The sequence below is a fragment of the Elusimicrobiota bacterium genome, from assembly GCA_016722575.1.
Classification (GTDB): Bacteria; Elusimicrobiota; Elusimicrobia; order FEN-1173; family FEN-1173; genus JADKIY01.
This window is the reverse complement of the sequence record JADKIY010000002.1, coordinates 887,116-902,920: the sequence shown is the minus strand read 5'-3', so window position 1 is coordinate 902,920 and position 15,805 is coordinate 887,116. Positions and strand designations below refer to the sequence as shown.

The following is a 15,805-nucleotide window of genomic DNA, read 5'->3' as shown; positions in this document are numbered from 1 at the left end:
AGTATTCTTTTTCCCATGCCGTGGCTGGACCTCACCATCGCGGGCTTCTTCGAAGTGTTCTGGGCCGTTTGCTTGAAATACGCCCAGGGGTTCACCCGTTTGGGGCCCTCCGTCGCTTCCGTGGCGGGAATGGTCCTGAGCGTTTGGTTTCTGTCTCGGGCGCTTCGGGTCATCCCCGTGGGCACGGGCTACGCCGTCTGGACGGGCATCGGCGCCGTCGGCACGGCGGTCGCCGGGGCGATCCTCTTCGGCGAATCGCGCCACCCTCTCCGCCTGATTTCCATCGGGCTCATTTTGGCCGGGATCCTCGGCCTCAAATTCTTCTCCAAGGAATAAACGTGCTCGCCAAGGTGTCCAGCGCGGCGGTCTCCGGCATCGACGGGTTCATCGTTCAGGTGGAGGTGGACCTGTCTCCCGGCCTTCCGGTTTTCTCCACGGTGGGGCTCCCCGACGCCGCGGTGCGGGAATCCAAGGACCGCGTGGTGGCGGCCGTTCGGAATTCCGGGTTCGATTTTCCCGTGCGGCGGGTGACGGTCAATTTGTCCCCGGCCGACGTCAAAAAAGAGGGCACCGCCTTCGACCTCCCCATCGCCCTGGGCGTGTTGGCGGCGGAGGAGCGCGTTCCCGCCGATCGTTTGGCCCGGGTGGCGGTGATCGGGGAATTGGCCCTGGACGGGCGGTTGCGACCGGTGCGGGGCGTTTTGCCCATCGCGCTGGCCGTGAAGAAACTGGGTTTTGAGGCCCTGGTCCTTCCGGCCGCCAACGCCGCCGAAGCGTCGGTGGTCGCGGGCCTGCCCCTGGTGCCCGCTTCGACCCTGGCGGACACCGTCGGTTACTTGCGGGGGGAGTGGACCCCGGGCCCCGTTTCGGCCCCGGCCGCCACACCCTCGGAGGCCTCCAACGGCCCCGATTTCTCGGATGTAAAAGGACAGCTTTTCGCCAAGCGCGCCTTGGAAGTGGCGGCCGCCGGCGGTCACAATATATTAATGATCGGCCCGCCGGGTTCCGGCAAGACCATGCTGGCCCGTCGGATCCCGGGCCTCCTGCCCCCGCTCTCCTTCGAAGAGGCCATCGAAACCCGAAAGATTCACTCCGTGGCGGGAATGGCTTTGGGGGCTCTCCTGGGGGAGCGTCCTTTTCGTAGTCCCCACCACACCATTTCCGACGTGGCGCTGGTGGGCGGGGGAAGCGTCCCTCGTCCCGGCGAAGTCTCCCTGGCCCACAACGGCATCTTGTTTTTGGACGAGTTGCCCGAGTTCGACCGGCACGTTCTGGAGGTCCTGCGTCAACCCTTGGAGGAGGGCGCGGTGACGGTCTCCCGGGCGGCCCAATCGGTCACCTTCCCGGCGGGGTTCACGTTGGTCGCCGCCATGAACCCCTGCCCCTGCGGCTATCAGGGCCACCCGGAGCGGGAATGCGTCTGCACGCCCTTTCAGGTTCGAAAATACCGGGCGAAAATCTCGGGACCTCTCCTGGATCGGATCGACCTGCACGTGGAGGTTCCGGCCCTTCGATTGGCGGAATTGACGGAAGAAGCCCCCGCCGCTGAAAATTCGGCCGCCGTTCGCCTCCGGGTTCTGGCGGCCCGGGAGCGCCAGTCGGCGCGCTTGGGCGGGGCGGCGGTCAACGCTCGGATGGGGTCAAAAGACGTTCGGTCCCATTGCAAGCTGGGGGAAGGGTCGAAAAAATTGCTTCAGTCGGCGGTGACGCGGTTGGGGCTCTCGGCCCGGTCCTTCGATCGGATATTGAAAGTCGCCCGGACCATCGCCGACCTGGCCGATTCGCCGGCCTTAAAGGAAGAACACGTGGCCGAGGCGGTCGGCTATCGTTCCCTGGACCGGCCATTGGTGGATGTCCCCTAATTCAATCCAAGGGATGATTCGTCGAGGTCGCCTCAGATAGCAAAAATCGTTAAAATGGAAAAGTCGTTAGCGGTTTCCGTTCACCCCCCCCGAGATCAATCTCACCACGTGCTCCAGCGGCGCCCGCTGGTATCGGTGTGAACGCAATTCACGACGATTTGGCCGCTTAGTTGAGAGTATATATAGGCCGCTCGGGGGCCGGCGATATAGAACCAGTCCAAGCTGGTAAGCCCATATCCGACGTTGGAGTCTTCTAAATGGGCGAGGACTGTGGGAACGGATATTTTCAAAGGAGCATCGAGATATTTTCCACCGGTTGTCAGGGTTTGTGTCACTTCGTTGTTGTCTAGATTCCATGGATATTGACCTTCATTGTCCGCGTAATAGATGGTTAAAGCGCTTCGAAAAGTTCCCAACTTCCCCTTGACCGCCGCCTCCTTCGCTTTAATGACGAGGTCCGCAAATCGTGGAAGGGCGATGGCGGCCAGGAGGCCGATGATCGCCACCACGAGCATCAGCTCAATGAGAGTAAATCCATCGTTTTTGAATGGTTTCTTCGTCACGCGGCGTCCCGTCCCTCTCTCCTAAGACTAAGTCGCGGGGCGGGCGAAAACAAGGGAAGAAAGCGCGGAGACCCCGGGTTCGAATTGTGGGAGCGCCGAAGGAAGTGAAAATCTATTTGGCGGGGGGGGCGCTGATTTGAGGGGCGGGCCGGTCGTATTCCCGGGATTTGCGGGCTTCCTCCCGGAAGTTTTCCAGGTCCTTGAGGGCTTGCTCCTGGGAAGTTCGAAGGCGTTCCCGCCATTGCGCCCGAAAGGCTTTCCGTTCGTCGGCTTGTTTCTCGTTCAGGCGGTCCAGCAGGAAGCCGCGATCGGCGGGGGAGAGGCTTTTTAACGTGCCGATGAAGGCCACTTGTTCGTCCACCTGCATTTTTTCGAAGGACAGTTTGGCGTCTTTGAATTGAGTTTCAAATTCTTGACGCCGTTTGAAATTTTGTTCAATCAGGGCCGCTCGTCGGCCGAACCCCTCGGTCAGGGTCTTTTTCCTCTCCTCCAGGGCGGCGTCGTCGATGGGGGAGGCGAACGCGCGCCGGACCCGGTCCGTGGGTTGGGGGGGAGTGTCGCCGGCCCGAAGGGCGGGCGCCAGAAAGAGCGTCGACGCTAAAACGGTAAGTGGGAATCGCACGGGGTTCTCCTTTTTGTTACCGCCCGGCGCCGCCGGAGCGTTTCCACTTGATGTTGCAGCCGACGCTGGGTTTCTGCTCGGGCCGCGGGGGCCGTCCGGCCAGAACCGCGTCCAGGGCGGCGCGCAGGTCCGCGCCCGTGACGGGCCGGCCGTTGCCCGGACGGCTGTCGTCCAACTGGCCCCGGTAGACGAGGCGCCGTTCCTTGTTGAAGACAAAAAAGTCCGGGGTGCAGGCGGCGGCGTAGGCTTTGGCGACGGATTGGGACTCGTCGTAAAGGTAAGGGAAGGAAAATCCCGACTCGGCGGCCTGGGCCCGAAGCCCCGCGGGAGCGTCCTCGGGGTAATCCCCGGCGTCGTTGGCGCTGATGGCGATCAGGGCGACGTCTTTCGAGGCGTAGTCCCGGCCCAAACGGGACAATTCCTTTTCCACGTGCTTTACGTAGGGGCAATGACGGCAGAGGAACATGACCAGCAAGGCGGATTTTCCGGCCGAATCCTCCAGGGAAACGGTAATTCCCGAGACCACCTCCGGCAATTGAAAGGTCGGGGCGGCGGTGCCCAGGGGCAACATGGTGGACGGCGTGAGGGCCATGGGATTCTTCCTTGAGGGTCGATGTCTCTGCGGGAAGTATACGATGGGGGGTCGGGCGTGTCAAAGGGCTCCGCGCCCTAAAATATTTTTTTAAATTATGATCGCTGTCATGTATGGGTTTCGCCAAATTGATATATACATGATGTGAATCGGCCGGCGGATCGCGTCGGGTTCCCGGCTTTTTTAACCATCCATTTGAAGACGGGCGGTTTAAACCGTTCTTCCCCGACGGAAAGTCATTTCGGAGGTTCCGCGAAAGCGGGACAGGCCGCAACCCCGACCCCGGTCGCGCATCGATCGGCCGGACTCTTGAGGATAACCATGAGACCAATCCAACGAAGTTTCTTGTTGAAATTGTGGATGGCCCTGGCCGTGGGCGGCCTGGGCCTCGCGTTCACGGGGGGGAAGTCGGCGCGCGCCGACGAAGCGGCCGCTCCCGCGCCCGCGGTGGAAGCGGAAAAGCCCGAGTGGGTCGGGGCCTCCGCCTGCCTCGCCTGCCACCAGGAACAAGGGGAAGCTTTTAAATCGACGCACCACGGGGAATATTTGGAAAAGCGCAAGGGCGTCGATTTCGAGAAATCCTGCGAAACCTGCCACGGACCCGGGTCGCTGCACGCCGGCGCCGCGGGCGACAAGGCGAATCCGGGGTTTGCCACGGTCAAAAATTTTAAGACAGCCAAAGCCAAGGTCGTCGCCGACTCCTGCCTGCAGTGCCACCGCGACGCCGGTCGCACTCACTGGAGCGGCGGAGCCCACGATCGAGCCAACGTCTCCTGCGTCGCGTGCCACAGCGTCCACAACGCCGCGGGCAAACATGGCCAACTGGTCAAAGCCACCCAGCGAGAGACTTGCTATCAGTGCCACAAGGACGTGAAAGGGCAAATGCGCCGTTCGGCGCACATGGCCATCGAGGAAGACAAGCTCAGCTGTTCTTCCTGCCACGATTCCCATGGCACCGGCACCCCGAAACAGCTCAAGGCCGCCAACGTCAATCAGCTCTGTTTCCAGTGCCATCAGGACAAACGCGGACCCCATTTGTGGGAACACGCGCCCGTGCGGGAGAACTGCCTCAACTGCCACCACCCCCACGGTTCGCACCACGAGAAGATGCTGGTCGCCAAACGGGCGTTCTTGTGCCAGCGATGCCACACGGGCGGCGGCCATCCGAGCACGGTGTACGACGCCACCAACATCGACCAATTCAACAACAAAATTGCCGGGCAGACCTGTCAGGAATGCCATTCCACGATCCACGGGTCCAACCACCCGTCGGGCAAGATGTTTACCCGCTAAGCGGAGGAGAAACCCCATGTCGACCCAGACAAATCTTCGCAAGGCCCTCGCCGGACTTCTCTTAATGGCGGGCGCGCCCCTCGGCGCCTCCGTGTCTCAGGAACTGGTGCTTGGGGTTCAGTCGGTGGATCAAAACAACCCCGAAGCCAAGTTTGAGGAATACCGGGACGTTTCCAAAGGCCCGGTGATCGAGGAATACGCGGTGGTCGGAGAATCCAACGGGTGGGACTACCACTTCCAAGCGAACAACCTGCGCGAAGAGGACCAATCCGCCGCCCTGTGCCTGGGCGTGGGCAAATTGTCCCTGGGGTTGGCCTACGACCAGTCGCCCCATCGCTGGTCGTCGATTTCCCAAACGCTTTACCGGGAGGAAAGCCCCGGCGTTCTTCGCCTTCCGGACGGGATGCAGGGCGCGATTCAAACCGGCGCCGGGACCGGAAGCGCGGCCACCCAGCGCACCAACTGGTTCAATCTGATGACGAGCACCTACGCCGGCTTGGCCCACACGCAGGATCTGGAAACCCGCCAGGACAAGACGGGCATTCGGATGGACTACGCCTTGTCGGACCGGCTGGGCGCGCGGGCGCAGTTCGCCCAGCAGAAGAAGGATGGCCATAAATTGCAGGCCTTTGCCTTTGGGCGCAATCACTCCGTTGAGTTGGCGAAACCCGTGGACGAAACAGCCTACGAGTCGAACCTCTCCCTGGATTACGTCGGCGAGAAGACGAACTGGGGTCTGGGTTACGGTTTATCGCTTTACGACAACGAAATTGAAACCCTGGTGTGGGACAATTCCAAGCGGACGACCGATCGATTCACCGGTTCGGGCGTCACCGATGGCAACGACAGCGCCCAGGGACGGGCCGCCATGCAGCCGGACAACGCTTCCCACGCTTTGACGATGAATTTCGGGGTCGCCCTGCCGGCCCAAAGCCGGTTCCGGGCCGACGTGTCTTACACCAAAATGGTCCAAAACGAAGAAATGTTGCCGTACACCATCAATTCTCTCATCAACGCTTCGTCGGCCACGGTGGGCCTCGACGCGCATTTGGCTTCGTCCCTGCCGCAGAGCAAAGTGGGCGCGGAGCAAACCTTGGTGGTCCAAAACTACGACCTGACCAACCAGACGTTCAGCAAGTGGAATTTCGGGGCGCGGGTGCGGTCCGAGCAGCTGGGCAACAGCTCGGATATGATTCAATTCGCCGGACATTCGGCGGTGGACCAAACGTGGGCCAGCAGCGCGACGTCGGCGGCCAACACCGTGCGGTTCGCTTACCGTAAGTTGACCTTCGGGGCGAACGCCGATTACGCCTTGTCGTCGAAATGGAACCTGTCTTTGGACGCCGCCCGGGAAAAAGCCATTCGAGAACACCGGGAATACCGAGAGACCCTCGAGGACATCGTCACCGGCAAGGTGTCCTACCGACCCGTCCTCGGTTTCTCCGTGCGGGCCCGGGTGGTAAACGCGGATCGAAAAGCCGAAGAGTTCGAGATCGAAGATTATTTGAACTATCTCGGCACGGCGTACGCTGAATTGCCCGGCATGCGCCGGGTGGACATTGCCTCCCGTCACCGAAACAGCGGCGATCTAACGGTGCAAGGGTGGCGCGGTCCCTGGTCAATCACCCTCACCGGCGGGTTGACGCACGATCGGTTCCGGGGGGGCAACGGCGACCTTCAGGGTTCGTCCACCGTTATCCTCGTGTCCACGAACAACTTGCCGCTCCTTTACGGGCTTTTGGAAAACCGTTCGGCCCGCGCGGGCCTGGACCTCACGTTGGACGTGTCCGACCGGGTGGGGGTTTACGGTTTCTACCAGTATGAGCATGTCCGGGGGGTTCAGCGGTCGAACACCTCTTCCGGCGGAAGCGCGACGCAAAACGCCGCGGAGGACTGGACGGCCGCCTCCACCGATCGTTACGACACCGCGGGGCTCGGGGTGGACACGGACTTGACCGCGAAACTCCGCGTGTCCCTGGGATATGACCTGGCCCGCTCGCGGGGAGCCACGGATTTCCTCGAACTGGGCACCTCCTTGGCGGCCAAATTGTCTCCGCCCGAAACGGTGACAACCAAGCAGGACTACTCGATTCGGGGCGAATACCAAGCCAAGAAAGATCTGGCGCTCGAATTGGGCTACACCTTTGAGCGCTACGATGTGTCGGATTACGCCACCGACGATATCCCGATGCTCGCGGGATCGGCGGCGGGGCAAACGAACATCTTCCTGGCCGACACCATCATGGATTACCGCGCGCACATCGTGAGCGCGAAAATCAAGTATAAATGGTGAGCCCGACTTAATCGACACCACGATCACAACGGCGCGCCCTCTCCCCGTCGACGGGGGGGAGGGCGCGCCACTTTTTGCGCGCTTGACGGGAGAATCGAAGGCGTGATATAACAGGGTTCCCCGCCGCTGAGAATTTCAAGTCGATCCCTTTAAGCACAGGTGGCAGAGCGGTCAAATGCACCAGACTGTAAATCTGGCGGGCCTCGCCCTACGAAGGTTCGAATCCTTCCCTGTGCAAATTTAAAAGGCGCCCACGCGTGGGCGCCTTTTGAATTTGGGCAGATCTCGGGGTTCGAACTGGTTCGCGGTCGTAGCGAAAGACGAAGTCTTTTGCCTGATTGAGTAGCGGGCTTCCGCTCGACGTAGGCCTGAGGCCGTCATCCTTCCCTGTGCAACAAAAGGCGCCCACGCGTGGGCGCCTTTTGAATTTGGGCAGATCTCGGGGTTCGAACTGGTTCGTTGCCGCTAGGCAACGTCCCGGTTTGCTTGGCGAATACGCCAGGCCCCCGTTTGTCGGAAGGGGTCGGACGGGGCGCGGTCGTAGCGAAAGACGAAGTCTTTTGCCTGATTCAGATGCGGGCTTCCGTTCGACGGTGGTTTGACCCCTTATTCCTCGCGAATCTTCCCTCGAAAATACCACCCCATCCCGGCCACCGTAACGAAAGTCATCGCCACGCCGAACAGCACCGAGCCCACCGGACCCAGGAACTTGGCCGAGAGGCCCGATTCGAAGGCCCCGATTTCGTTGGACGTGCTGATGAAAATACCGCTCACCGCCGCCACCCGGCCCCGCAGGGGATCCGGCGTGTGGGCCTGGTAAAGGCTTTGGCGAATGATCACGCTGACCCCGTCCACGATCCCCGCCAAAAAGAGAAAGAGGGCCGCCGACACTAGATTGGGAGCCAGGGCAAACCCCAGCATGAAAACGCCGAAGGCCGTCACCACGCGCTTTAATTGACGCCAGGAGGGGGATATAAACGGGCGAGCCACTTGGCGGGCCGAAACCAGGGCGGCCCCGGCGGCGGGGGACGCTCGAAGAAGACCGAACCCAACGGGCCCGGCCCTGAGCAAATCGGCGAAAATCGGATAAAGCGCGACCGCGTCCCCGAAAAGGACGGCGACCATGTCCAGGGACATGGCGCCGAGAATCAGGGGTTGATTTTTAACGAAACGAAGGCCCGCCTTCACCCGGACCCCCGGCGTTTCCGTTTCCTGTCCGGGGGCGGGGGGCAGGCGGCGCAATCGGGTGGCGAAGGTCCAGGCGCCCAGAAAGAAGGCCATGGCGAGGCCGTACGCCACCCGGTCCGAATGGGTCTTCAATATCCATCCGCCGGCCAGGGGGCCCGCGATGGTGGCGGTGGAAAAGGTGATCAGGTTCCAGGCCGCGGCCCGGGGAAACCCTTCCCGGGGGATGATCGTTTGGGCGAAGGCGCTCGCCGATATCATTTCAAAACTGACCGAAGCGCCCTTGAGCGCCACGGCCCCGTAGAGAAAAACCAGGGGCGCCCGCCCAAAGGTCGAGAGAAGGAGGGCCGCGGCGCAGGCCCCCAACGCCCCCTGGGCGGCCAGCAACAGGCCCCTCTTTTCGCTCCGGTCCACCACGTGCCCGGCCCAGAGGGAGGTCAAAATAAATGGGACCGCGCTGGAAAGACCGACCAAACCGAGGGCCAGGGGATCCTTGGTTCGAACGTAAACCTGCCAGGCCACGGCGACGGACAAAAGCTGTTTGGCGATGTTGGAGAGCCACCGGGCCATCAGCCAGTGTTTGAAGTCCTGCGGCATAGGACGTCAGAATAGTAGTTGGTTCCCCCGGACGCAACTTGTCACCCACCGTCCATAATGGTATCCTTAGCCCTTCGGAAACGAAAATTTGGGAAAAAGAGCCCCCCGGGCCCCCTATTCCCCTTCAGGAGAGCTCCAGTGACGAGCGAGGCACCCGTGAAAGACGATATGAGCATGGAGGAGTTGCTGGCGGAGGCGGAAGCCCAAAGCCGGCCCGGTTCCCTGGTGACCGCCCACGTGGTGGAAGTCACCGCCGCGGGCGTCTTGGTGGACGTCGGTTTGAAAGTCGAAGGCTTGATTCCCTTAGCGGAGTTTCGCTCCCAGGCCCAGCCGCCCAAAGTGGGCGACTCTTTCCCCGCCTTGATCAAACGGCTTTCCGGCCCCGAAGGCCACCCGCTGGTCTCCTTCAAAGAAGCCCGCGACCGTTCCCAGTGGACCCACGTGATCCAAGCCCGCGACGCCGGCACGCCCCTGGAAGCCACCGTCATCCGCGCCGTGAAGGGCGGCTTGATCGTCGACGTGGGCATGGAGGCGTTTCTCCCGGCCTCCCAAGTGGACCGCCGTCCCGTCAAAGATTTGACCCCCCTGGTCGGGCAGAAGTTTCCCGTGGCCGTTTTGGAAATGGACACCGCCAAGGGCAACGTGGTCGTTTCCCGTCGGAAACTCCTCGAAAAAGACGCCACCCAAAAGCGCGCCGACACCCTCAAAACCATGGAAGTGGGCAAAATCTTCAACGGCACCGTCACCAGCCTCACCGCCTTCGGCGCCTTCGTGGACATCGGCGGCATCGAAGGCTTGCTCCGCATCACCGACGTCTCCTGGGGCTGGGTTGGTAAATTGTCCGACGTGCTCAAGGTCGGGGACGTGATCGACGTCAAGGTTTTGAAATTTGATCCCGCGAGCGGCAAAATCGCCCTGGGGCGCAAACAGCTCCTGGCCAAACCCTGGGATACCGTGGACGCCAAGTTCCCGGTCAACTCCATCCAGAAGGGCAAAGTGACCAGCCTGACGGACTTCGGGGCGTTCGTGGAATTGGAGCCCGGCGTGGAAGGGCTGGTCCACCAATCGGAATTTTCCTGGAAAGAACGGGGCGTGAAGCCCAAGGAACTCCTGACCGTCGGCCAGGAGGTGTACGTGTTCATCCTGTCCATCAACAAGGAACAAGAAAAGATGGCCCTGAGCCTCAAACGCGCCGGGGAAAACCCCTGGGTGGAAGCCGCCCGGGAATACCCGGCCGGTTCCCGCGTGAAGGGCGTGGTGACGCACATGCTGCCCGTGGGCGCCTTCGTGCGCTTGCCGAGCGGCATCGAAGGCCTGCTCCGCACCCAGGACATGTCCTGGACCAAAGCCCCCGCCCATCCCAAGGACGTTTTAACCGTCGGCCAGGAAATCGAGGCCGTGGTGATCGACGTGAACCCCACCACCGAAAAGATGGCCCTGGGCCTCAAGCAGTTGACCGAGGACCCCATCGCCAAATTCGCCCCCGGGGCGACCGTGGAAGGCAAAGTGGTCCGCCTCACGGACCAAGGCGCTTTTTTGGAACTGGCCCCCGACATCGAGGGGTTCGTGCACATCAGCGAGATCCCCTCCGACCACCGGTTGAACCACGCCGGCGAAGTGTTGAAGGAAGGCGAAATCGTGACGGGGCTTGTGCTCAAGGGCCAGCGCAAATCGCGCCGCATCGAATTGTCCATCCGCAAGCACGATCAGCGCGAAGAACGGCAGTTGCTCAAACGCTACCGCCCCTCCGGCGAAGGCGTGACCCTGGGCGACGTGACCGAATGGGGTTCCGCGGACGAACCGCCCGCCGAGGAGCCCCCCGCCTCCGATTCCACCCCCCCGAACGCCTGAGGCCGGGTTGGCCGTGTCGCGACCGGGGACTCCGACGGTCCGCCCCGCGCCGTCCTTCGATCCGTTTTTTCCCGTCATCGTTCTGCTGGGGGCCGCCGCCGTCTTTTGGACGTTCACGGTCTATCAACCGGCGCCGCGCCGCCCGTTCCCCCGCCAGCCGGCGGATTTCCGATCTCCCGCCGCTTTGGACGCGGCCGTTCAAACGGCCGAAAAAACCCTGGCCGAAACCCCCGAAAACGTTGAGGCGCTGTTGGACCTCGCCATCGCCCAATACGAGCGCGGCCCCTCCCAATACAAAGAAGCCTTGAAAAGTCTGGAAAAAGCCCGGGAACTGGGCGCTTTGGACGAGCGCCTGTTCTATTTCGCGGGCGTCATGTACGAAAGCGAAAACCTCCCCGAATACGCCGCGCCCGATCTGGAGCGCTACGCCCGCCGCCACCCCGAGGACATGGAAACCCGCCTTCGCTTGGGCAACCTCTATTACCGGACGGACGAACTGGATAAAAGCATCGATTCCTATCGCCGGGTTCTGGCCAAAAAGCCGGGGGACGCGCTGGTCTCCTTTAACCTGGCCTTCGTTCTTCGGGACCGTAAAAACTGGCCCGAGGCCTTGGACGCGTTGAAACCTTTCACCGAGGGGGGGCGCGCGATGCCCACCGGCGGGCACAAACTCCTGGGGGACCTTTTCCGCGGTCGGGGCGACCTGCCCAAGGCTCTGGAGGAATACGCCCTGGAGCGTAACGCTTCCGGCGACAGCGCGGAGTTGGCCCTGGCCATGGCCCAGGCCTACCAAGACGCGGGCCAGGACGAATTGGCCCTGGAACGATGGGAACACGTCGCTCAGCTGGACCCCAAGAACCGCGAAGCCCGCACCCGCCTGCGGCGGCTCAAAAAGCGCCTCGCGCGCGCTTCCCGGTGATCCGGGCCCTCCGCCCGCTCCCCCTCCTCCTCTTCCTGGGCGCGATCCCCGCCGCCCTCCACGCCTTCGGCCAAAACAAGGTCCGCGCCGACGCCTTCGAATGGCGGGTGGTTCGAACGCCGCATTTTGAAATTCACGCGACCCCCGAAGGGTCCGCCCTCCTTCCCCGGGTCGCCCAGATTTTGGAGGAGGCGCACGCCCGGATCACGACCGACTTGGGCGTTCCCACTCCCGGGCCCACCCCGGTGTTCCTTTACCCCACGCACAACCAATTTGAACAGACCAACGTCGTCGACATCGGCGAAGGGACCGGCGGCGTCACCGAGGCTTTCAAAAATCGCCTGCTGATTTTCAACGACGGGACCGACGCCTGGCTCCGCCACGTCCTGCCCCACGAGTTTACCCACGTGGTCGAATTCGACGCCCTCTACGGCGGGCTGTGGCGCTCGGCGCGGTTCCTTAAATCCCCCTTTTACCCGCTCTGGTTCATGGAAGGCCTGTCCGAATACGAAAGCGGCGAGGTGGACCGGGCCGAGGAAGACATGGTTTTGCGGGACGCCGCCACCCGGGGCGCCCTGTATCCGTTGAGCGAGCTTCACGGGTTCAGCCACCTGAAACCCCATCAAGTGACCCTCGGTTACAAACAGGGGGGCGCGGCGGTCCGGTTTTTAGCGGAGGAATACGGCCGGGACAAACCGGGCGAATTTCTAAGATTAATGCGGGACCGTTTCGACGAAAACTCCATCCTTCAGGATTTGACGGGGCAGGATTTCGCCCGTTTCGACTCGCGCTACCGGGAATGGTTGACGGATTTTTACGCCGACCAGGCCGCCGGGGCCGCGGAACCCGAGGCCGACGGAGAGCGAATCACGGTTCCGGACGATCTGCCCGTTTTCAACAGCGCTCCGGCCCTATCGCCGGACGGCCGCCGCCTGGCGTACGTGACCGACCGGGACGGGCGGCACGACGTGGTTTTGCGTCGGTTGGACACCGGGGAGGAATTCCGAATCGGGGGGCTCGAAGGCGGGCGAACGGAGAATCTGCAGTCCCAGAACCGAGCCCTGGCTTTTTCGCCCGATGGCCGCTGGGTCGCTTTTTTCGGGGAAAAGGAACAGCGCGACTTTCTTTACCTTTACGACGTCGAGCGTCGACGGCTCCGCCGAACGCGCACGCCCCTGGCGGAAATGCGGTCCCCGGTCTTTTCCCCGAACGGCGCCCGGCTGGCGGTTTCCGCGCTGGCGGACGGCCGCCGGGACCTTTATGAGATTTCCCCCGGAGGCCGCGTCCTCCGCCGGCTCACCCGGACGCCCGAAGACGAGGATCACCCGGCCTACAGCCCCGACGGGCGGCGTCTGGTCTTTTCCCGAGAGGTCCCCGGCGCGGTCGACGCGCCGCCGGATCGGCAATTGGTGCTGTGGGATTTGGATACGGGCGCGGCCGTCAACGAAACCCGCCTGCCCGGCCGGGAGACGGAGCCGGTCTTCGGCCCGGGAGGGACCGCCGTGTTCTTTGTGGGGGAGGGGACCGCGGCCGTCCGAAATCTCTATCGTTGGGATCCGGCCTCCGGGGACGTGTCCCGTTTGACCAACGCGATTGGCGGGGATTTCTCCCCGGCCTTTTCCCGGGACGGCGCGGTGTCGCTTTACTCCGCCTACCGGGATCAATCCCTGCACCTCTATCGGGCGGCGCCCGCCCTGTGGACGCGCCCCGGAACGCCGATTTTACCGACGGCGGCCGCCCCGCCGCCCCCGCCGCCGGCCCCGGTGGGCGATCCGCGGCCCTACCGTTTCAAAGCCTCCACCGACCTTTTTTTCCCGGTGGTGTATTACTCTTCCGAAGGCGGACTCTTCGCCGCGGCTCTCTGGCAATCCTCCGAGTGGCTGGGCGACCACGATTTGCGCCTGGTGTTTCAGTACGCCAGCGGCGATCGTTTGCTGGACTACAACGCCGAATATGCCTACCGCCGCTTCCGTCCGGAATTCTTTCTCGCCGCTTCGGGGCAGAGTTTTTACAACGACATCGATCGGACCGACCGGGAGCGGGAATCCGTTCGCACCGTCGGTGCCCGCTACCCCCTCGACCGTTTCCACCGGCTGGAGGGCGCGGTTTCTTTCCTTCACCGCGACCGCACCTTTTCCCTGACGCCCAGCCGGGATTTCCAGGAGGACGAGAACACCTTTTCCACCGCCTGGACCCGGGACACGGCCCAGGGCCGCTACCTGGGGGTGACCGGGGGTTCGCGCCTGACCCTGGAGGAAAAATGGACCGCCGAGGTGTTGGGCACCGACCGGCGCTACCGGACCCATCGAATGGAACACCATGTTTTCGTGCCCACCGGAGGGGAAAGCGCCTTCGCTTTTCGAACGCGGGCGGGGGCCAGCGTGGGGCGCGAGCCCGAACGCCTGCGCCTGGGCGGGGCCGACCGACTCCGGGGCTATCCCCGGCGGGGCGACGACGTCCGTTCAACCCGGTTCGCTTTGGTCAACGCCGAGTGGCGCACGCCGCTGGTGTACCTCCGGGGGGCGACCTTGCCGGTCCTGGCGGGGGTGACGGTCAAGGCGATTTACGGCACGCTGTTCGCCGATGCGGGGCTGGATTGGAACCATCACGGAGAGCTTCGTCGCAAGAAATGGACGGACGTCCGGCAATCGGTGGGGGCCGGGGTGGGGTTTCCGGCTTTTTTGTTTCAGAGTTTTCCGCTCTGGGCGGACGTTCAGGCGGCCAAACGGACGGACGCCCGTTTTTGGACTTTTTACTTGTCGATCGGGCCGACTTTTTAGGCGGGGGCGGGGGCCGACGGGGCGGGCGCCGGGGCCAGGGGCAGGGTAAACCAGAATTTGGCGCCGCGGCCGGCGCCCTCGGATTCGGCCCCGATCTCCCCGCCGTGAGCGTGGATGATTTCCCGGGCGATGGTGAGGCCGAGCCCGAGCCCTTCTTTTTTGGAGGCGTGGGCTTCCACCTGGAAAAACTGATCGAACACCCGGGCGAGCGCCTCCCTGGGGATCCCTTCGCCCGTGTCCGTCACCTCGAGTCGAAGCGTTTCGCCGCCGCGGCGGCCCGTGACCGCCACCTGTCCGCCGGCCGGGGTGTGTTTAAAGGCGTTGCCGATCAAATTGGTCAGCACCTGGTCGATCCTCCGGCGGTCGAGGGACAGCGGCGGCAATTCCCCGGCTTCCAGGGAGGTCGTCAGGACGATTTTCTTCTGCTCGGCCAGGGGTTTCATCCGGGAGGCCACCTGTTGCAGGAGATCGTTAAAAACGATGGGCGTCTTTTCGATCCGAAGTTTGCCCGCCTCGATGCTCACCACGTCCATCAAATCCGACACCAAATCCCCCATGTGGTCCGATTCGGCGATGATGATGTTGAGGAACTGGGTCGCCTGCTCGGGCGACAGCCCCCGCTGGAATTGAAGCAGTTGGGCGTAGCCCCGGATGGAGGCCAGGGGGGTTCGCAGGTCGTGTGTGACGATGGAAAGGAATTTGGATTTCAGTTCGCTGGCCCGCTCCAACCCGTCGTTGGCCTTGGTGAGGGTCTGCACCAGTCGTTTGTTCTCGACGGAGAGCCGGTTCTTTTCCAGGGCGTTGGCCAGGGAACGTTTCAAGTGGTTGGAGTCGATGGGCTTGATGAGATAGTCGTACACGTCCGCCTGGATCGCCTTGACCGCCATGTCCAGGGAGGCGTGGGCCGTCATCAAGATGACGTTCAAATCCTCCTGCAGCCGGCGCAATTCCTTGGCCAGGGCCAGTCCCGTCATGTCCCCCAGGTTGTAGTCCAGGAGGGCGGCGTGGTACTCCTGCTGGCGGGCGGCGTGGATGGCGGCGGTGCCGCTCGCCACGCCGTCCACCGTGTAGCCGTCGTCGGTCAAAAGGTCCACGATCAGGTCCAGGAGGTGGGGTTCGTCGTCCACCACCAGGATCCGTTCTTTGGGATTGGGGGCCGCCATGTCCCATAGGGTAGATCGCCCGGCGTTCCTTGGCAAGGGCCTGCCCGCGACGTCCGGGTCCCCGCTCCGATTTCGGGAAAGCCTT

General features: G+C 63.0%; 12 protein-coding genes and 1 tRNA gene. 8 read left to right on the top strand and 5 right to left on the bottom strand.

What is annotated here, in order from left to right; translation table 11 throughout:
* Positions 1-15 precede the first annotated feature (15 nt).
* Positions 16-336 carry a quaternary ammonium compound efflux SMR transporter SugE gene (gene sugE / locus IPP68_07810; protein ID MBL0350263.1) on the top strand — a complete coding sequence of 107 codons (321 nt, stop codon included), beginning with the start codon at positions 16-18 and terminating at the stop codon, positions 334-336.
* Between the two features lie 2 nt (positions 337-338).
* The gene (locus IPP68_07805; protein MBL0350262.1) at positions 339-1,862 is read left to right on the top strand and encodes a YifB family Mg chelatase-like AAA ATPase; all 1,524 of its coding nucleotides are present in this window, start codon (positions 339-341) and stop codon (positions 1,860-1,862) included.
* A 101-nt stretch (positions 1,863-1,963) separates the two neighbouring features.
* Here IPP68_07805 and IPP68_07800 read toward each other — a convergent pair whose 3' ends face one another.
* From IPP68_07800 to IPP68_07790, 3 genes are all read right to left on the bottom strand, one after another.
* Positions 1,964-2,377 (bottom strand): hypothetical protein, encoded by a 414-nt coding sequence (locus tag IPP68_07800; protein ID MBL0350261.1) that lies wholly within the window; start codon positions 2,375-2,377, stop codon positions 1,964-1,966.
* A gap of 160 nt (positions 2,378-2,537) precedes the next feature.
* Entirely contained in the window at positions 2,538-3,047 is a 510-nt protein-coding gene (locus IPP68_07795) for a hypothetical protein (GenBank protein MBL0350260.1), read from the bottom strand.
* A 16-nt stretch (positions 3,048-3,063) separates the two neighbouring features.
* Positions 3,064-3,639, bottom strand: coding sequence for a thioredoxin family protein (locus IPP68_07790; protein ID MBL0350259.1), 576 nt, complete (start codon positions 3,637-3,639; stop codon positions 3,064-3,066).
* 321 nt (positions 3,640-3,960) lie between these two features.
* On the opposite strand from IPP68_07790, the gene IPP68_07785 reads away from it, so the two are divergent.
* The 3 genes from IPP68_07785 (at position 3,961) to IPP68_07775 (ending at position 7,462) form a co-directional block, all read left to right on the top strand.
* Positions 3,961-4,932, top strand: coding sequence for a DmsE family decaheme c-type cytochrome (locus tag IPP68_07785; protein ID MBL0350258.1), 972 nt, complete (start codon positions 3,961-3,963; stop codon positions 4,930-4,932).
* A 16-nt stretch (positions 4,933-4,948) separates the two neighbouring features.
* Positions 4,949-7,225 carry an MtrB/PioB family outer membrane beta-barrel protein gene (locus IPP68_07780; GenBank protein ID MBL0350257.1) on the top strand — a complete coding sequence of 759 codons (2,277 nt, stop codon included), beginning with the start codon at positions 4,949-4,951 and terminating at the stop codon, positions 7,223-7,225.
* Between the two features lie 153 nt (positions 7,226-7,378).
* Positions 7,379-7,462, top strand: a tRNA-Tyr gene (locus tag IPP68_07775).
* Between the two features lie 369 nt (positions 7,463-7,831).
* On the opposite strand, the gene IPP68_07770 is transcribed toward IPP68_07775, so the two are convergent.
* The gene (locus IPP68_07770) at positions 7,832-9,007 is read right to left on the bottom strand and encodes an MFS transporter (GenBank protein ID MBL0350256.1); all 1,176 of its coding nucleotides are present in this window, start codon (positions 9,005-9,007) and stop codon (positions 7,832-7,834) included.
* Positions 9,008-9,145: 138 nt separating this feature from the next.
* Between IPP68_07770 and IPP68_07765 the strand changes: the two genes are divergently transcribed.
* The 3 genes from IPP68_07765 to IPP68_07755 are packed head-to-tail and all read left to right on the top strand — an operon-like array spanning position 9,146 to position 14,557.
* Positions 9,146-10,858, top strand: coding sequence for a 30S ribosomal protein S1 (locus IPP68_07765; protein MBL0350255.1), 1,713 nt, complete (start codon positions 9,146-9,148; stop codon positions 10,856-10,858).
* Between the two features lie 7 nt (positions 10,859-10,865).
* Positions 10,866-11,777, top strand: coding sequence for a tetratricopeptide repeat protein (locus IPP68_07760; protein MBL0350254.1), 912 nt, complete (start codon positions 10,866-10,868; stop codon positions 11,775-11,777).
* Positions 11,774-14,557 carry a PD40 domain-containing protein gene (locus tag IPP68_07755; GenBank protein MBL0350253.1) on the top strand — a complete coding sequence of 928 codons (2,784 nt, stop codon included), beginning with the start codon at positions 11,774-11,776 and terminating at the stop codon, positions 14,555-14,557. The genes IPP68_07760 and IPP68_07755 overlap by 4 nt, the downstream gene beginning before the upstream one ends.
* On the opposite strand, the gene IPP68_07750 is transcribed toward IPP68_07755, so the two are convergent.
* Positions 14,554-15,720, bottom strand: coding sequence for a response regulator (locus tag IPP68_07750; protein ID MBL0350252.1), 1,167 nt, complete (start codon positions 15,718-15,720; stop codon positions 14,554-14,556). The two genes, IPP68_07755 and IPP68_07750, sit on opposite strands and share 4 nt — an antisense overlap.
* Between the last annotated feature and the right edge of the window lie 85 nt (positions 15,721-15,805).